The sequence below is a fragment of the Thermomonas sp. genome, assembly GCF_041919455.1.
In the GTDB taxonomy this organism is placed as follows: domain Bacteria; phylum Pseudomonadota; class Gammaproteobacteria; order Xanthomonadales; family Xanthomonadaceae; genus Thermomonas.
In genome coordinates this window covers 1-16,655 of the sequence record NZ_JAYRTQ010000007.1, presented here as the reverse complement: position 1 = coordinate 16,655, position 16,655 = coordinate 1, and the positions used below count along the sequence as shown (strand labels likewise).

The 16,655-nt window shown below is 66.8% G+C and carries 17 protein-coding genes and 1 pseudogene; 12 read left to right on the top strand and 6 right to left on the bottom strand.

Going from position 1 to position 16,655, the window contains the following annotated elements; all coding sequences use genetic code 11:
- Nucleotides 1–51: 51 nt before the first annotated feature.
- From ACE3T8_RS06315 to ygiD, 10 genes and pseudogenes are all read left to right on the top strand, one after another.
- Nucleotides 52–582 (top strand): MarR family transcriptional regulator, encoded by a 531-nt coding sequence (locus ACE3T8_RS06315; protein ID WP_374607751.1) that lies wholly within the window; start codon nt 52–54, stop codon nt 580–582.
- Nucleotides 572–1,255: a hypothetical protein gene (locus ACE3T8_RS06310; RefSeq protein WP_374607749.1), complete on the top strand. Its 684-nt coding sequence runs from the start codon at nt 572–574 to the stop codon at nt 1,253–1,255. The genes ACE3T8_RS06315 and ACE3T8_RS06310 overlap by 11 nt, the downstream gene beginning before the upstream one ends.
- The gene (locus ACE3T8_RS06305) at nt 1,252–4,362 is read left to right on the top strand and encodes a type I restriction endonuclease subunit R (protein WP_374607748.1); all 3,111 of its coding nucleotides are present in this window, start codon (nt 1,252–1,254) and stop codon (nt 4,360–4,362) included. Before ACE3T8_RS06310 ends, ACE3T8_RS06305 begins: the two co-directional genes overlap by 4 nt.
- 9 nt (nt 4,363–4,371) lie before the next feature.
- Nucleotides 4,372–5,286 (top strand): restriction endonuclease, encoded by a 915-nt coding sequence (locus ACE3T8_RS06300; protein WP_374607746.1) that lies wholly within the window; start codon nt 4,372–4,374, stop codon nt 5,284–5,286.
- A gap of 94 nt (nt 5,287–5,380) precedes the next feature.
- Nucleotides 5,381–5,479 (top strand): annotated as a pseudogene (locus ACE3T8_RS06295) (DUF6053 domain-containing protein); the annotation flags it as partial.
- A 25-nt stretch (nt 5,480–5,504) separates the two neighbouring features.
- Nucleotides 5,505–6,344, top strand: coding sequence for an NYN domain-containing protein (locus ACE3T8_RS06290; RefSeq protein ID WP_374607744.1), 840 nt, complete (start codon nt 5,505–5,507; stop codon nt 6,342–6,344).
- A gap of 80 nt (nt 6,345–6,424) precedes the next feature.
- Nucleotides 6,425–6,775 carry a DUF2200 domain-containing protein gene (locus ACE3T8_RS06285; RefSeq protein WP_374607742.1) on the top strand — a complete coding sequence of 117 codons (351 nt, stop codon included), beginning with the start codon at nt 6,425–6,427 and terminating at the stop codon, nt 6,773–6,775.
- A gap of 116 nt (nt 6,776–6,891) precedes the next feature.
- A complete protein-coding gene (locus ACE3T8_RS06280) occupies nt 6,892–7,335 on the top strand; it encodes a response regulator transcription factor (RefSeq protein WP_374607740.1) in 444 nt (147 codons plus the stop codon).
- Nucleotides 7,336–7,440: 105 nt separating this feature from the next.
- Nucleotides 7,441–7,977: a DUF4199 domain-containing protein gene (locus ACE3T8_RS06275; RefSeq protein WP_374607738.1), complete on the top strand. Its 537-nt coding sequence runs from the start codon at nt 7,441–7,443 to the stop codon at nt 7,975–7,977.
- Nucleotides 7,978–8,059: 82 nt separating this feature from the next.
- A complete protein-coding gene (gene ygiD / locus ACE3T8_RS06270) occupies nt 8,060–8,923 on the top strand; it encodes a 4,5-DOPA dioxygenase extradiol (RefSeq protein ID WP_374607736.1) in 864 nt (287 codons plus the stop codon).
- A gap of 10 nt (nt 8,924–8,933) precedes the next feature.
- Here ygiD and ACE3T8_RS06265 read toward each other — a convergent pair whose 3' ends face one another.
- The 4 genes from ACE3T8_RS06265 to ACE3T8_RS06250 all read right to left on the bottom strand — a co-directional run bounded on the left by ACE3T8_RS06265 (nt 8,934) and on the right by ACE3T8_RS06250 (nt 12,905).
- Complete coding sequence (locus tag ACE3T8_RS06265; RefSeq protein WP_374607735.1) at nt 8,934–9,359, bottom strand: type II toxin-antitoxin system death-on-curing family toxin; 426 nt, start codon at nt 9,357–9,359, stop codon at nt 8,934–8,936.
- A 6-nt stretch (nt 9,360–9,365) separates the two neighbouring features.
- On the bottom strand, nt 9,366–9,587 hold the full coding sequence (locus ACE3T8_RS06260; protein WP_374607734.1) for an AbrB/MazE/SpoVT family DNA-binding domain-containing protein: 222 nt from the start codon (nt 9,585–9,587) through the stop codon (nt 9,366–9,368).
- A 76-nt stretch (nt 9,588–9,663) separates the two neighbouring features.
- On the bottom strand, nt 9,664–12,156 hold the full coding sequence (locus ACE3T8_RS06255; protein ID WP_374607732.1) for an ABC transporter permease: 2,493 nt from the start codon (nt 12,154–12,156) through the stop codon (nt 9,664–9,666).
- A complete protein-coding gene (locus ACE3T8_RS06250) occupies nt 12,153–12,905 on the bottom strand; it encodes an ABC transporter ATP-binding protein (RefSeq protein ID WP_374607731.1) in 753 nt (250 codons plus the stop codon). The genes ACE3T8_RS06255 and ACE3T8_RS06250 overlap by 4 nt, the downstream gene beginning before the upstream one ends.
- Here ACE3T8_RS06250 and ACE3T8_RS06245 point away from each other — a divergent pair.
- Both ACE3T8_RS06245 and ACE3T8_RS06240 read left to right on the top strand, forming a co-directional pair.
- On the top strand, nt 12,904–13,485 hold the full coding sequence (locus ACE3T8_RS06245; protein ID WP_374607729.1) for an arylesterase: 582 nt from the start codon (nt 12,904–12,906) through the stop codon (nt 13,483–13,485). The genes ACE3T8_RS06250 and ACE3T8_RS06245 overlap by 2 nt on opposite strands.
- A gap of 220 nt (nt 13,486–13,705) precedes the next feature.
- Nucleotides 13,706–14,824 (top strand): NADH:flavin oxidoreductase/NADH oxidase, encoded by a 1,119-nt coding sequence (locus tag ACE3T8_RS06240; protein ID WP_374607727.1) that lies wholly within the window; start codon nt 13,706–13,708, stop codon nt 14,822–14,824.
- Between the two features lie 3 nt (nt 14,825–14,827).
- Here the strand turns inward: ACE3T8_RS06240 and ACE3T8_RS06235 are convergent, their stop codons facing one another.
- Nucleotides 14,828–15,967, bottom strand: coding sequence for a pyridoxal phosphate-dependent aminotransferase (locus ACE3T8_RS06235; RefSeq protein WP_374607725.1), 1,140 nt, complete (start codon nt 15,965–15,967; stop codon nt 14,828–14,830).
- Between the two features lie 4 nt (nt 15,968–15,971).
- Nucleotides 15,972–16,655: phosphoribosylamine--glycine ligase (locus ACE3T8_RS06230; RefSeq protein ID WP_374607723.1), on the bottom strand; the 684-nt coding region annotated here is incomplete at its 5' end.

Here is a 16,655-nt window from a genome sequence, read left to right as displayed (position 1 = left end):
TTCTGCGAGAAACCCCGTGATATTCGCAATTCGCGAATACCGAATACGGCCATGGAACTCCGACCACAGGATCTACTGGTGCTGTTCAAGGTTGCGGCCCACAGCCAGCAGCGCTGGACTTACGCTGGCCTCGGTGAAGCGCTGTCCATGAGCGCGTCGGAGGTGCATGCAAGCGTGAAGCGCACGGTAGCCGCCGGGCTGGCGGTCATGCGCGGAAGGGGCGACTGGTCCCCAGTGCGGCCGGCCCTGCTGGAGTTCGCCGTGCATGGTGTGCGCTATGTCTGGCCTGCGGTAGCAGGGCCGGTCAAACGCGGCGTCCCCACGGCATTCGGCAGCGAACCATTGGCGGGACGCCTCATGGCTGCCTCAGGCGAGGCGCCGGTATGGGCGCATCCTCAAGGCAGTGCCAGGGGCCCGAGCCTTTCGCCGATTTATCGCACTGCGCCTCAGGCGGCGCTGGCGGATCCGGCGCTGCATCGGTTACTCGCCCTGCAGGATTCCTTGCGCATGGGTCGGGCACGGGAGCGGACGTTGGCAGCCGAACTGCTCGAGAAGGAACTCGGGGCCGGTAATGCGGCGTGACGACCCAAACCTGCCGAATCTTCGCCTCATTGCCAATGCCCTGGGAGTTCTGCGCGAGCAGGTGGTGTTCGTGGGTGGCGCAGTTGCTGGCTTGCTGCTCACGGATCCACTCGCGGAAGGCGTCCGCGCCACATACGACGTGGATGGTGTGATCGAGGCCGGTTTGGCTCGGTTCCACGAGGTTGAGCGCGAGGTGGCCGCACGTGGCTTCAGGCGGGATGTCGAAAGCGGGGTGATCTGCCGATGGGTGCATCGTGAGTCCGATGTGCTGTTCGACCTGATGCCGGTGCAGCCAGATGTCCTGGGGTTTTCCAATCGCTGGTATCCCTATGCGGTGGAGACCGCGTTGCCCATCGACCTGGGCGATGGCATCACCATCCGGGTTGTGAGTGCGGTCGGCTTCGTGGCCACGAAGCTGGAGGCGTTCAAGTCGCGTGGTGCGGGCGACATCCTGGGGAGTCATGACCTTGAGGATGTCCTGAACATCGTGGATGGGCGCGAAGAGTTGCCTCTCGAGTTGGCCACGGCACCGCCAGCGCTGCGGCAAGCCATTGGTGACGCGTTCGCCGCACTCCTGGTCCATCCGGATTTCAGCAATGCGCTACCCGGGTTGATTGCTGAGGCGGACCGGGCCGGTATCGTCGAAGCGCGGCTACGGGAGATGGCGGCGTGAATCTGCATCGCGAACACCACTTCGAGCGCGAGATCTGCGAACACCTCGCCGCCAACGGCTGGTTGCACGCAGAGGGCGACGCCGCGCTTTACGACCGCGAGCACGCGTTGTTCCTGCCTGACCTGCTGGCATGGATCGAGCAGACCCAGCCGGCGAGTTGGCAGGCGCTGACCAAGACGCATGGTCCGCAGGTGGGTGAGCGCGTGGCCGCACGCTTGCGCAAGAGTCTGGATGAGCGCGGCACGCTGGATGTACTGCGTCGTGGCGTGGAAATGGTGGGGCTGAAAGCGCCACTGTCGGTGGTGCAGTTCAAGCCGGCCCTGGCGATGAACCCGGTGATCCAGCAGCACTACACGGCTAACCGCCTGCGCGTGGTGCGGCAGATCCGGCATTCGCTGAACAATCCGCAGGATTGCGTGGACCTGGTGCTGTTCGTCAACGGCATTGCGGTGGCCACGGCGGAACTCAAGTCCGACTTCACCCAGTCCGTGGGCGATGCGGTGGACCAGTACCGATTCGACCGTCACCCGCAGCCGAAGGGCGGGCGTGCGGAGCCATTGCTGGGGTTCCCGGGCGGTGCACTGGTGCACTTCGCGGTGAGCCAGGGCGAAGTGATGATGACCACGCGCCTGCAAGGCGCCGCGACCCGCTTCCTGCCATTCAACCGTGGCAACGAAGGTGGCGCAGGGAATGCGCCCAATCCGCAGGGCTTTGCGACCAGCTACCTGTGGGAGCAGGTTTGGGCGCGCGATAGTTGGCTGGAGATACTGGGGCGCTACCTGATCGGCAAGCGCGATGAGCGCAAGCAGCTGTCCAGCGTGATCTTCCCGCGCTACCACCAACTGGATGTCACCCGGAAACTGGTCGCCGATGTGCTGGCCAATGGCGTGGGCCAGCGCTACCTGATCCAGCATTCCGCCGGCTCCGGCAAGACGAACTCCATCGCCTGGAGCGCGCACCTCCTGGCCGATCTGCACGATGCCGAAAATCGCAAGCTGTTCGACAGCGTGCTGGTGGTCTCCGACCGGAACGTGTTGGATGCCCAGTTGCAGGAGGCCATTTTCGACTTCGAGCGCACGACCGGTGTGGTGGCCACCATCACGGGCGGTTCCGCCAGCAAGAGCGCGGAGTTGGGCCAGGCATTGAAGGACGGCAAGAAGATCATCGTCTGCACGATCCAGACGTTCCCGTTCGCATTGCAGGCCGTGCAGGAACTTGCGGCGACCGAGGGCAAACGCTTCGCCGTGATTGCCGACGAGGCGCACAGCTCGCAAACCGGCGAGTCGGCGGCCAAGCTCAAGCAGCTGTTGAGTGCGCAGGAGTGGGCGGATCTGCAGGACGGTGGCGAAGTCGACACCGAGCTGCTGCTTGCGGCGGGCATGGGTGCTCGCGCAGGAGCGAACGAGGGTCTGACCTATCTCGCGTTCACCGCCACGCCCAAGACCAAGACGCTGGAACTGTTCGGCCGGTCTGGTGACGACGGCCAGCCGCAGCCGTTCCATGTGTATTCCATGCGCCAGGCGATCGAAGAGGGCTTCATCCTCGACGTGCTGCGCAACTACACGCCTTACGACCTGGCGTTCCGGCTGGCGCACGAGGGCCAGGAGCTGGATCAGACCGCAGTGGAGCGCTCCACTGCGATGAAAGGGCTCATGCAATGGGTGCGCCTGCACGATTACAACATCGCGGCCAAGGTGCAAATCGTGGTGGAGCACTATCGCGAGAATGTGCAGCCGTTGCTCGATGGACGCGCCAAGGCGATGGTGGTGGTGGGGTCACGGAAGGAGGCGGTGCGCTGGCAGAAAGCGATCCGCGGCTACATCGAACGCCAGAACTATCCGCTCGGGGTGCTGGTCGCGTTCTCGGGTGAGGTCAACGATCCGGAGAGCTATCCGGACCCTGTCACCGAAACCAGCAAGCTGCTCAATCCCGGCCTGAGAGGCGACATTCGCGAAGCCTTCTCCAAACCCGAGTTCCACCTGTTGCTGGTGGCCAACAAGTTCCAGACGGGGTTCGACCAGCCGCTGCTGTGCGGCATGTACGTGGACAAGTTGCTGGGCGGCATCCAGGCGGTGCAGACCTTGTCGAGGCTCAATCGTGCGCATCCAGGCAAGGACACCACTTACATCCTCGATTTCGTCAACGAGCCCGGTGAGATCCTGAAGGCGTTCCAGACGTACTACGAAACTGCATCGCTGGAAGCGACCACCGACCCGAACCTCGTCTACGATTTGCGCGCCAAGCTCGATGCGAGCGGCCACTACGACAGCTTCGAGGTGGATCGCGTCGCGAAGGTCGATACCGACCCGAAGGGAACGCAGGCCCAGCTCAGTGCAGCCATCGCGCCAGTGGCTGACCGTCTGCTCAAGCGCTATCGTGCCGCGCAACAGGCAAGGGTCGCTGCGGAGGCGGGAGGAGACGGCGCGGCGGCCAAGGCTTCCAAAGAGGCGCTGGACGCGCTGACGCTGTTCAAAAGCGATCTCGGGGCGTATGTCCGGTTGTACGCCTTCCTGTCGCAGATGTTCGATTACGGCAACACCGACATCGAGAAGCGCTTCATCTTCTACAAGCGCCTGCTGCCGCTGCTCGAGTTCGGGCGTGAGCGGGAGACGGTGGACTTGTCGAAAGTCGTCCTGACCCACCACACGTTGCGCCGCGGCAGCTCCGCTCCGCTTTACCTTGCTGCCGGTGAAGAGCTGAAATTGCCGCCTATCGACGCCACAGGCTCGGGGCGCGTGCAGGACAAGGACGTGGTGTTGCTTCAGGAGATCATCGAGAAGGTCAATGGCCTGTTCGAAGGGAAACTCAGCGAGGACGATCAACTGGTCTACGTCAATGGCGTACTGAAGGGGAAACTGCTGGAGAACGCCACGCTGGTCGAGCAGGCGGGCAGCAACAGCAAGGAGCAGTTCGCCAATTCACCCGATCTGAAAGATGCGCTGCTGCACGCGATCATGGATGCGCTTGACGCGCACACTACGATGAGCAGCCAGGCGTTGGGTTCGGAACGTGTACGCGACGGGCTGAAGGACATCCTGCTCGGTCCTGGTCAACTCTACGAAGGGTTGCGGAACCGCGCCGGCGCAAATCGTCCTGTGGTCTATTGAGGCAAGGTCGTGCAAGGGCTCAAGAATGTCCGCCACCGCCGCACCGACGCTCTGACCCAAGTGCGATGGGACCAACTCGAGTCCCTGCTGGCCGGTTACTACCGCGAGCAGGGTTACACGGTCGATCATTGCGGCACCGGCGCCACCAGCTCCCGCTTCGACGGCGGCATAGACCTCAAGCTCCGCAAGGACGACGCCTACATCCTGGTCCAGTGCAAGCACTGGAACGCCAAGCAGGTACCGCACAACGCGGTGCATGAATTGATGGGTCTGATGGTGAACGAGGGCGCGACCGGCGTGATCCTGGTCACCAGCGGCGAGTTCACCCGCGCGGCCATCGAAGCCGCGACCAGGCAGGGACATGTGCAGCTGGTTGATGGCGACGACTTGCGCGGGATGCTGGGGCCGTTGCCGGACGCGTCACGCGTGTGCACTGAAGCGGGCGATGCGCGATGGGACAACATTGGCGAGCATTTGCTCAACGCTACAGCGGACAGGATTCGATATGGGGCCCGCGCACCTGGTCGTGGTCGTCGTGGCGCTTTCGCCAACGCGATGGGTGCCGGGTTGTGGATCGTGGTACTCAAATTGCTGGTGGCCCTCGTCGCGATCTTGGTATTTACCAAGACGCTTGAATCCGTGATCGGCTCGCTGCCGGGTGCAACTCGTGCTGCCAGCGTGCCCGCCGCGGGTCAGGTGTTGCCGGTCCCTCAGGACGTTGCGGCAGGAGGCGTGCTGCAACAGGTGGGCGCGGTGCCGGGGCGGCAGCCCGAACTGATCGCTCACTACACGGGTACGACGATCGAGGATCGTCCGGCTGGAATGCCGAATGATCGGCAGCCAACGGCGGAGGAGATTCGTGAGAGTCGGCGGCGTGCGGATGAGGCGGCGCGGATCATTGAGGTTAGTACGCCGGAGATGTAGTCGAGTTGGGCAGCACCCCCTCTCCCGCCCTTCGGGCACCCTCTCCCACAAGGGGAGAGGGGAGGCGAGAGCTCGCGGCTGAGGTTGCTCCCACGCAAGTGCAGATCAATCAATCGGGGCTGAAGCCCCTCCCACAAGAGCGAAGTCAAAGCGTTGCGGTGTTTCGTGCAGACCGTGCTTCAATCAGCCCTGACACCGCCACAGCCTCGGACCCCGCCATGACCACCCGCCCCAGACCAGCCCACGACGACGGCCAGCGCCGCCTGGCGGTGCTCATCGATGCGGACAACGCGCAGGCCTCTGTGATCGAGGGCCTGCTGGCGGAGGTGGCCAAGTACGGGCTGGCCAGCGTGAAGCGCATCTATGGCGACTTCACCTCGCAGCAGCTGGGGCAGTGGAAGAAGGTGCTGCTCAAGCACTCGATCAGCCCGGTGCAGCAGTTCGCCTACACGGTGGGCAAGAACGCCACAGACAGTTCGCTGATCATCGATGCGATGGACCTGATGTACACCGGGCGCTTCGATGGCATGTGCCTGGTCACCAGCGACAGCGATTTCACCCGCCTGGCGCAGCGGCTGCGCGAGGAAGGCCTGACCGTCTACGGCTTCGGCGAGCGCAAGACGCCGGATGCGTTCGTGCAGGCCTGCGACAAGTTCGTCTACACCGAGGTGCTGCGCGCGGAGCAAACGGCATCGGCACCATCCAGGCCTGCGCAGAAAGCCGCGAAGAAGGTGGCCGCCAAGACCACGCAGGCCCAGGGCAAGCCCGCCGTTGCTCCCGCGTCTCCCGCGCCGGCGCCGAAGCCCGCGGGGCCGTTGCCGTTGCCGCTGGAGTTGATCCGCCAGGCCATCGAGGAAGCCTCCGACGACGAGGGCTGGGCGCACCTGGGCACGATGGGCAGTTACCTCAACAAGGTCAGGCCCGACTTCGACCCGCGCCTGTACGGGCAGAAGAAACTCAGCGACCTGCTGCGCCAGCATCCGCACCACTTCAGGGTGGAGGAGCGCGGGACCGCGGCGACCGGTGGCAAGGCGCTGTACGTGCGCGCGCTGGATTGAGGCGTCGGCTATCCGGACAAGATGCCGGTCGGGGCTGAAGCCCCTCCCACAAGAGCGACGCACGCAATGAGGCGGATCCCTTGAAGCTCGAGAAAGTCTTCGCCATGAAATGGGCCGGCCTGTACCCGATGTACGTGAAGAAGGCTGTGGCCAAAGGTCGCACCGCGGATGAAGTGGACCAGGTCATCCGCTGGCTGACGGGTTACACGCCGGCCGGGCTACGCAAGCAGAACGAGGGCGATGCCGACCTGGAGACCTTCTTCGCCAAGGCGCCGAAATACAACCCGAACGCGCATCTCGTCACCGGGGTGGTCTGCGGCGTGCGCGTGGAGGACGTGGAGCATCCGCTGATGAAGCAGATCCGGCAGTTGGACAAGCTGGTGGACGAGTTGGCCAAGGGCAAGTCGATGGAGAAGATCCTGCGGGGGTGAGCGCTGAAATGGGGTCAGAGTGGAGTTTTTCGGTGTAGCGTCCGGATGTGCCGAGGTCCATCGGCGAAAAATCCACTCCGACCCCATTTCCTTCGACCCCATTTCCTTCCCCGCGCATGCGTTCACGCCCCGCCATTCCCTGGATCCACATCGCGCTGTACGCCGCGTTGCTGGCGGGCGGCACCGTGGCCCTGCAATGGCTGGACTACCAGCGGCTGGTGCGCAGTTACCCCTCGGCGATCTATGACGGCCTGCTGGCCACCGGCTTCCTCGTCTTGGGTTTGTGGCTGGGGATGCGGCTGCTGGGGCGTCGCGCGCCGGCGGCTGCCTCCGGCATCGAGGGCAATCCGCAGGCGCAGGCGGCACTGGGGATCAGCCCGCGCGAGCTGGAAGTCCTGCATGAGATTGCTGCCGGCCACTCCAACAAGGAGATCGCGTTGCGCCTGCACGTGTCGGAGAACACCGTGAAGACGCATGTCGCACGGTTGCTGGAGAAGCTGGAGGCGCGGCGTCGCACCGATGCCCTGCGCAAGGCGCGCGAGCTGGGATTGGTGCCTTGAACCTCGTTTCGGCGGGTGATTCCGGCGAAATCACCCTTCCGGGCGATGGACGAACGCTGCGCGCTGGCCTGCAATCGGCGCCTGTGCAATCAACGGAGGTGGGGCATGTGGCGTGACATCGTGAAGTACGGGGTGATCGCGGGGCTGGTGGTCGGGCTGTCGATGATCGTGAGTTTCGGGGCCAGCGGCGGCGAGATGCCGCACGGCTGGCTGGGCATGGCGATCGGCTACGCCACCATGCTGGTCGCGTTCAGCGCGGTGTTCATGGGGATCAAGCACCAGCGCGATGTCGGCGGCGGCGGGGTGATCAAGTTCTGGCCGGCGTTCGGGATGGGCCTGGCGATCTCGTTCATCGCGGCGCTGTTCTATGTCGTCGCGTGGGAGTTGGTGCAGGCCACCATCGTGAAGGACTTTGCCGGCAGCTACGGCGCGTCGGTGATCGCGGCGGAGAAGGCCAAGGGGATCGATCCTGCAGCGCTGGCCAAACTCACCGCGGACATGGAGGCCTTCAAGGTCCAGTACGCGAACCCGATGTTTCGCCTGCCGATGACCTTCGCCGAGATCTTCCCGGTCGGCGTGCTGGTCTCGCTGGTGTCGGCACTGGTGCTGCGTAATCCGCGGGTGCTTCCGGCGCGCGGCTGAGGGATCGATGCGTTCCATTCGCCGCGGTCGAATCCCGGCCACGGCGTGCCTACAGTGAGGTCACGTCCACGAGGATCCCGCCATGTCCGCCACGCCCCTCATGCCCGCCGCCTTCCTGGGTCACGGCAGCCCGATGAACGCGCTGGAGCGCAACCGCTTCACCGAGGCATGGCGCGCGTTCGGTGCATCGGTGCCAAAGCCGCGGGCGATCCTGGCGGTCTCGGCGCACTGGCATGTCAACGGCCTGGCGGTCACGGCGATGCCGAACCCGCGCACGATCCACGATTTCTACGGGTTCCCGCAGGCACTGTTCGATGTGCAGTACCCGGCGCCCGGACTGCCCGAACTTGCGCAGGAAGTGGCCGACGTGGTGTCGCCGGATCGGGTCGGCTTCGACCTGGATGGCTGGGGCATCGACCACGGGACGTGGGGCGTGCTGGTGCATGCGTTCCCCGAGGCCGACATCCCGGTGGTGCAACTGTCGATCGATGCGCGCAAGCCGCTTGCGTGGCACCTGGCGCTCGGCGCGAAGCTGGCGGCGCTGCGCGAGCGCGGCGTGCTCATCGTCGGCAGCGGCAACGTGGTCCACAACCTGCGCGCGATCGACTGGAAGAACCCGAATGGCGCCTTCGACTGGGCCGAGCGGTTCGACAACGACGCCCGGCAACTGATGCTGGAGCGCCCGCACGACATCGCCTCGCTGGCTTCGCATCGGGATTACAAACTGGCGGTGCCCACCGACGAACATTTCCTGCCGCTGCTCTACATCGCGGGATTGGCGTCGGCGCAAGCTGCATCGGCCAAGGTCCTGGTGGATGGCTACACGTACGGTTCGCTGTCGATGACGGCGTACACGCTGGATGCGCGCTGCCCGGAATCCACCGACGACGCGGGCGGTGCCGCGCCACTGGCGACCACGCTGCCGCCGGAAGACGCGAACATCTGATCGGCAGGGTCTAGCGGTAGCGTTTCGTCGGCTCGTGCACCTCGTTCGGTGCCTTCGAGCGCAGGCGCGGACGCAACCACGCGGCGAAATCGGCTTCGCCCAATGAGCCGTCGGCAAGCGAAAGCATCTGCAGGTACTTGTCCTGACTGCTGGCGTCGAGTTCGACGTCGTTGATGGCGAGGAAAGCGCGATAGCAGACGTGCGCCGTTCGCTTGTTGCCGTCGACGAATGGGTGGTTGCGCGCCAATCCGTACGCAAGGCTGGCGGCGAGATCCGCCAAGTCGGGCGGTGGATCGCCATAGACGTGCAGTTGCTGCGGCCGCGCGAGCGCGGACTCGAGCAGGGCTTCATCGCGAATGCCGGTTCCGCCGCCATGCTCGGCCATTTGCCGCTCGTGAATGGCGAGCGCCAGCGGCTGAGTGATCCAGACGATCATCGCAGCTTACTCTGCAAGCCTGCGCAACAGATCGCGGTCCTCGCGCATGATCTTCTCCGCAACTTCCATCTGCGCCGCAAAGACGGGGTCGTAGGACGTCAGGCGGATGCCGTCTACGGTTTCCACCGCGTACAACTCGTCGCCCTTGTCCAGGCGCAACTTGGCCAGGAGTTCCTTGGGCAGGATGACGCCAGCGGAATTGCCGATGGCGGTGATCTTGAGCTTCATGGCGGTGATTCGCAGGGTGTTCTAACAGATGTTATATTGCGATACCGGCGGCTGCAATGCCGGCGATCGCCCTCCCTCAGCCGCTGGTAGCCCCCAGAGTGTCGCGCACGGTGGCATGCAGTTGCCGGCGCATGCTCAGCCAGCCGGCCAGCATCGCCGCCACGGTGCCGACGATGGCACCGGTGGCGAGCGTGGTCGGGCTCCACGTCGGCGGCAGGTCCAGCACGCGTTGGGCGAACAGGCTGCCGATCCCGGCCGCCGCCAGCGCGGCGATGCTGCCGGCGATGCCGCCGATCGCGCCGAATTCCACCAGTTGCGAGCGCCGCAGTTGCGCGGTACTCGCGCCCAGCGTGCGCAGCACGCCGAGTTCGGTGATGCGCTCGTCGCGGGTGGCCGCGACCGCCGCCACGAACACCAGGCAACCGGACAGGAACGCGAACCAGAACACCACCTGGATCACCATCGCCGCCTGGTCGCCGATGCGCGCGATCTCGCCGGTGACCGCATCGATGTCGATGACGTTGGCGTTTGGAATCTCACGGGTCAACGCCGTGGCCAGCGTCGCATCGCCGCGCGGCACGCGCACCGCGGTGATGTAGGTCGCCGGCAGGCCGGGTGCCAGGTCGGGCGACACCAGCACGAAGAAGTTCGGCGTGAAGCTTTCCCAGCGCACGTCGCGCAGGCTGGTGATCCTGCCTTCGATGCGCTGCCCGGCGATGTCGAACACCAGCGTATCGCCCAGTCGCCATTGCAACTGTTCGGCGAACTTGCTTTCCACCGAGAACTGGTTGCGTGCGGTCCTTGCATCCCAGAACGTGCCGGCTTTCAACGTATTGCCTTCGGGCAAGCTATCGGCCGTCGACAGGTTGAATTCGCGCTCCATCACGCGTTCGCCGCGCCCCTGCGGCTGCGGGCGTCCACGTTGCTGCGCGGTCAAGCCGACGTAGCGGCCGCGGATCATCGGCGACAGGCCGGCAGAGCTGAAGCCGAGACGCTGCAACGTGGCATCGAAGGTCGCGCGCTGCTCGGGCTGCACGTTGATGACGAAGCGATTGGGCGCGTCGCCGCGCACCGTGGCCTGCCACTGGTCCCACACATCGGTGCGCACCAGCAACAGCAACAGCAGCGCCATCAGGCTGGTGCCCAGCGCAACGACCTGGGCGATGGTCAGCCGACGGCGGCGCGACAGGTTCAACAAGGCGTAGCGGGTGATGCCGCTGCCGCCGCGACCGAGCCGCGCCACGGTCGCGGCGAGCAAGCCACCGGCCACCGCGAGGATGGCGGTCGTCGCCAGCAGGCCGCCGAGCAGGATCGCGGCGGCCTGCGCATTGCCGGCGGCCTGCCAGAACATCGCCAGCATGCCGGCCAGGGCGAGCAGGAACAGCACCAGCGCCGGCGGCGAGGGCGTGCGCAGGTCGCTGCGCAACACCGCCAGCGCGCTGACCCGGCGCAGCGCCAGCAGCGGCGGCAACGCGAAGGTGAGCAGGATCCAGCCGCCGACGAATGCGCCCTGCAGCAACGGCCACGCACGCGGCGTGGGCAGCGCGGTGCCGAGTTCGCGGGCGATCCACAGGCCGGCGATGTATTGCAGCGCGGTCGCCGCGATCAGCGCGGCGACGATCGCAATGCTGCCCAGCAGCGCCAGCGTGCCGACGTACAGGCCGGCGATGTCGCGCTGGCGTGCGCCCAGCGCGCGGAAGGTGGCAGCGATGCGGCGATGCCGCTCCGCATGCTGGCGCGAGGCCATGGCGATGGCGACCGCGGCCAATGCCGCGGTCAATACCAGCGAGACCGACAGGAACCGCTGCGCGCGATCCAGCGCGTTGCGCAACTGCGGGCTGATGTCGTCGCCGGTTTCCACGCGTGCGCCGGGCGAGCGATCGGCTTCGCGCGCCTTGACCCATTCGGCGATGGCCGCGGGTGCGCCGGCCACCGAGATCCGCCACGACGCGCGCGCGCCGGGGCCGAGCAGGCCGCCGGTCTCGACTTCGACCAGGGGCAGGATCACCCGTGGCCCGAGCTCGACGCCATTGAGCGGACGGTCGGGTTCCTCGACCACGATGCCGCTCATCGTCAGCGCGCGTCCACCGACGGTGATGGTGTCGCCAATCGCGGCGCGCATGCGCTCCGCGCCGCTGCGGCTCAGCCACGCTTCGCCCGCGTTCGGTCGCGGCAACGACTGCTCGCCGCTTGCGGTACGCACCCGATAGTTGCCGAGCAGCGGCGCATCGCCGGCCAGCGCCTTGAGCGTGCCGAGCTGCGGCGTGGCGGCCTTCGCGCCGACCATGCTCGACAGCTCCACGCTGCGGTACACCGCCAGGCCCAGCCGCTTCGCATCGCGTTCCGCGGCATCCACGTTGCCGCCATCGCTGCTGAAGGCGGCATCGCCACCCACCAGGCGGCGGCTTTGTTCCGCCAACGCATCGGTGGTGCGCTGGGCGATGCTGCCCACGCCGGCCAGCGCCAGCACGGCGACGAACAGCGCGGCCAGCAGCACGTTGAATTCGCCGGCACGCCAGCCTTGCCACGCCTGTCGTGCGGCCATCCGCAACACCGCGAGTGCATTCACGCCTGCAGCCGCCCGGCTTCCAGCCGCAACTGGCGGTCGCAACGCGCGGCCAGGCGTTCGTCATGGGTGACGATGACCACGGTGGTGCGGCGCGCGGTGTCGATGTCGAACAGCAGGTCTTCGATCGCCAGGCCGGTACGACGGTCGAGGTTGCCGGTGGGCTCGTCGGCGAACAGGATCCGCGGTTGCGCCACGAAGGCCCGCGCGATCGCCACGCGTTGCTGCTCGCCGCCGGACAGTTGCCGCGGCAGGTGATGCAGGCGTTCGCCCAGGCCGACCTGCTGCAGCAACGCCCGCGCCGCGTCGTTGCCCGGCTTGCCCTGCAATTCCAGCGGCAGCGCCACGTTGTCCAGCGCGCTCATCGCCGGCATCAACTGGAAGTTCTGGAACACGAAGCCGACCGCGGCAGCGCGCACCGCGGCGCGTGCGTCCTCGCTGGCGGCCTGGATCGGCACGCCGTCCAGCCAGACCTCGCCGCGGCTGGGCAGGTCCAGCCCGGCCAGCAGCGACAACAGGGTGGTCTTGCCCGAGCCGGAACTGCCGACGATGGCGACGCGCTCGCCGGGCGCGATGTCCAGGTCGATGCCGTCGAGGATCGTCAGCGCGTTCTCCGGCAACGGCACGGTCTTGCCCACGCCGCGGGTTCGCAGGCTGCCGCGGGCGGCCGTGCTAGCGTCTGCGGCGACTGGGCCAGGAGTGGAATCGATGTCGAGGGCGATGCGGGCGTGGGTGCTGGGGGTCTGTTCCATGCTGTCGATGCTAGCGGCACCGGCGGCCCTCGCGCGTGAGCTGAAGGTACTGGTGATGGGCGATTCATTGTCGGCCGCTTATGGCCTGCGGCCCGAGCAGGGCTGGGTGGCGCTGGCCGATGCAAAATCCGCGACCTACCGCTTCCACAACGCCAGCGTGTCCGGCGAGACCACGGCCGGCGGCCGCAGCCGCTTCGCCGCGGAGCTGCAGCGGGCGAAGCCCGACATCGTGATCATCGAACTTGGCGCCAACGATGGCCTGCGCGGGCTTCCGCTCAAGCAGATGGGTGCGAACCTGGGCTGGATGATCGGCGCATCGAAGGCGGCAGGCGCGCGCGTGCTGCTGGTCGGCCTGCAACTGCCGCCGAACTTCGGCACCTACGCGAGCGATTTCCAGCGCAGCTACGTGCTGATCAGCCAGCGCCTTGGCACCGGCCTGATCCCGCATTTCCTCGCGCCGCTCGGCGTCGAGCGTAAGTGGTTCCAGGGCGACAACCTGCATCCGGTCGCGGGGGCGCAGCCGATGCTGGCCAAGCAGGTGATCAAGGCATTGGATGCGTTGCCGGCGGCGGCGCGCTAGAGCACGGCCTGAGCGAGGCTGTCATCCCTGCGAAGGCAGGGATCCAGTGACTCTGAGTAGTTGAAAGCAAAGACGCTGGGTTCCTGCCTTCGCAGGAACGACGGGCAAAGGCCGAGCTACGCACATTCCCGTGGACCGACCTGCACGTCAGCGTTCCGCGCATGGCGTTGTCGCTGCGATGCCGGCACCGGATAGTGGCGGCCCGCATCGGAGCAATCGCATGAGCCAACTCTTTTCGCCGCTCGCCATCGGTCCGCTGTCGCTGCCCAACCGCATCGTGGTGGCGCCGATGTGCCAGTACTCCTCGATCGACGGCGAAGCCACCGACTGGCACACACAGCACTGGACCAACCTCGCGCTGTCCGGTGCGGGCCTCGTCATCATCGAGGCCACTGCGGTCGAGCCGCGCGGGCGCATCAGCTGGGCCGACCTCGGCCTGTACGACGACGCCACCGAAGCCGCATTCGCGAGCGCACTGGCCACGGCACGGCGCTGGTCGCCGGCGAAGATCGGCGTGCAGCTGGCCCATGCCGGCCGCAAGGCCTCCACGCTCAAGCCCTGGGAAGCCGGCGGCGGTCCCATTCCCGCGGGTGATGCACGCGGCTGGACCACGCGGGCACCGTCCTCGATCCCGTATGCCGAGACCGATCCGCTGCCCGAAGCGCTGGACGATGCCGGCATCGAGGCGATCATCCGTGCCTTCGTCGACAGCGCGACGCGCGCCTTGCGGCTGGGCGTGGACCTGATCGAACTCCATGCCGCGCACGGTTACCTGCTGCACGAATTCCTGTCGCCCTTGAGCAACCAGCGCACCGATGCCTACGGCGGCACGCTCGAAAATCGCATGCGCCTGGTGCTGCAGGTCTTCGATGCGATCAAGGTCGTGGTGCCTGATTCGATCGCGTTCGGCATCCGCATCTCCGCCAGCGATTGGGTGGAAGGCGGTTGGGATATCGAACAGAGCATCGTGCTGGCGAAGGCGCTGGAGGCGCGCGGCTGCCACTTCATCCATGTCTCCAGCGGCGGCCTGCATCCCGCGCAGAAGATCGCGATCGGCCCCGGCTACCAGCTGCCGTTCGCCGAGGCGATCAAGCGCGCGGTGGCGATGCCGGTCATCGCCGTGGGCATGATCACCGAGCCGCAGCAGGCCGAGGATGTGCTGGTCGATGGCAAGGCAGACGCCGTCGCATTGGCCCGCGCGATGCTCTACGACCCGCGCTGGCCCTGGCATGCCGCCGCCGCGCTGGGCGCGCAGGTCGCGGCACCGCCGCAGTATTTGCGCAGCGCCCCGCATGGCCAGTCGAAACTGTTCATGCAGGCGACCGGCAGCGCCGGCTGAGGCTCAGTCGATCCGCACTTGCGCGGCGAACCACGGCCGCAAGCGACGCAACGCTTCTTCGATGCGCGCACTGTCCGGCGCGAAGCTGAAGCGGATGAAGCGATGGCCATCGACCGCGTCGAAATCCACGCCCGGCGCCAGCGCCACGCCGGTCTCCTGCAGCAGGCGCGTGCAGAACGCCATGCTGTCGTCGGTCAGGTGGCCGACGTCGGCCCAGACATAGAACGCGCCATCGGGCGGCGCGATCCGCGCCAGCCCCATCGTCGGCAAGGCGTCTAGCAGCAACGCGCGATTGCGCGCGTACATCGCGCGATGCCCTTCCAGCGTGTCATCGCAGTCCATCGCCACCAGCGCGGCCTGCTGGCTGGGCGAGGGCGGGGTCAGGAACAGGTTGCCGATCAGCGCGCGCGCGGCATCGATATGGGTTTCCGGCACCAGCAGCCAGCCCAGCCGCCAGTCGACCATGCTCCAGTACTTGGAGAAGCTGTTGACGATGAACGCATCCGCGGCGAACTCCAGCATCGAATGCGCGGGCTCGGCGTAGTGCAGGCCGTGGTAGATCTCGTCGGAAATGATGGCGATGCCGCGTTGCCGGCACACGTCGGCGATGGCGCGTAGTGCGTCGGGTTGCAGGATCGTGCCGGTGGGATTGGCCGGGCTGGCGAGGATGATGCCGGCCGGTGCGGGCTCCAGCGCGGCGATCGCATCGGCGGTGAGCTGGTAGCGGACCTCGGGCCCGCAGCCGATCGCGACCGGCCGCATGTGCGCGGCCAGCGTGGTGTTGCGATACGCGGTGTAGCCCGGCCGCGCGAAGGCGATGCGGTCGCCGACCTCGAAGCGCGCCAGCAAGGCCAGCAGCAGGGCCGGCGACGCGCCGCAGGTGAGCAGGATGCGCGCGGGATCCACCTCGATGCCGTGCCGCTCGAGATACAGCCGCGCGATGCGCTGGCGCAGCGGCAGGCTTTCCCAGTAACCGGGTGGATCGCGATCCAGCGCGTCGCGCACCGCGGCCAATGCGGCTGCCGGCGCGCCGGTGGAGGGTTGGCCGAACTCCATGTGGATGATCGAACGGCCTTCCGCTTCCAGCGCGCGGGCGAGCTGGCCGATGGCCATCGCGCGGAACGGTTCGACGCGCTCGCGCACGGCGTCAGTCGCCGTGTCCGGCCTGCTCGCGCGCGATCGCGCGCCAGCCGATGTCGGTGCGATGAAATTCATTCGCCCATGAGACCGCATCGACCCCCGCATACGCATTGCGCTGTGCGTCGGAAACCGACGCGCCCAGCGCGGCGACGCACAGCACGCGGCCACCGGCGCTCACCACGTTCCCGCTCGCGTCCAATGCGGTGCCGGCGTGGAAGACCTTCGCATTCGTGGGCACGGCGTCCAGCCCCGAGATCACATCGCCGGTGATCGGCGTTTCGGGATACGGTGTCGCCGCCATCACCACGCCCAGCGATGGACGCGGATCCCAACGCGCGTCGGTGGCATGCAGTTGGCCGTCGATCGCGGCGTCGAGCAGGTCGACCAGGTCGGACTGCAGGCGCAGCATGACCGGCTGGGTTTCCGGATCGCCGAAACGGACGTTGAACTCGATCACCTTGGGCGCGCCGTCGGCGTCGATCATCAGCCCGGCGTAGAGGAAGCCGGTGAACGGAATGCCGTCCTTGATCATCCCCTGCACGGTGGGATTGACCACCTCGCGCGTCACCCGCGCATGCACCTCCGGCGTGACCACCGGTGCCGGCGAGTAGGCGCCCATGCCGCCGGTGTTCGGGCCGGTGTCGCCGTCGCCCACCCGCTTGTGGTCTTGCGAGGTCGCCATCGGCAGTGC

Coding starts and splice junctions, on each gene's coding strand:
- ACE3T8_RS06315 (WP_374607751.1), top strand. CDS start 52: ATGGAACTCCGACCACAGGATCTACTGGTGCTGTTCAAGGTTGCGGCC.
- ACE3T8_RS06310 (WP_374607749.1), top strand. CDS start 572: ATGCGGCGTGACGACCCAAACCTGCCGAATCTTCGCCTCATTGCCAAT.
- ACE3T8_RS06290 (WP_374607744.1), top strand. CDS start 5,505: ATGACCACCCGCCCCAGACCAGCCCACGACGACGGCCAGCGCCGCCTG.
- ACE3T8_RS06280 (WP_374607740.1), top strand. CDS start 6,892: ATGCGTTCACGCCCCGCCATTCCCTGGATCCACATCGCGCTGTACGCC.
- ACE3T8_RS06275 (WP_374607738.1), top strand. CDS start 7,441: ATGTGGCGTGACATCGTGAAGTACGGGGTGATCGCGGGGCTGGTGGTC.
- ygiD (WP_374607736.1), top strand. CDS start 8,060: ATGTCCGCCACGCCCCTCATGCCCGCCGCCTTCCTGGGTCACGGCAGC.
- ACE3T8_RS06265 (WP_374607735.1), bottom strand. CDS start 9,359: ATGATCGTCTGGATCACTCAGCCGCTGGCGCTCGCCATTCACGAGCGG.
- ACE3T8_RS06260 (WP_374607734.1), bottom strand. CDS start 9,587: ATGAAGCTCAAGATCACCGCCATCGGCAATTCCGCTGGCGTCATCCTG.
- ACE3T8_RS06245 (WP_374607729.1), top strand. CDS start 12,904: ATGCTGTCGATGCTAGCGGCACCGGCGGCCCTCGCGCGTGAGCTGAAG.
- ACE3T8_RS06250 (WP_374607731.1), bottom strand. CDS start 12,905: ATGGAACAGACCCCCAGCACCCACGCCCGCATCGCCCTCGACATCGAT.
- ACE3T8_RS06240 (WP_374607727.1), top strand. CDS start 13,706: ATGAGCCAACTCTTTTCGCCGCTCGCCATCGGTCCGCTGTCGCTGCCC.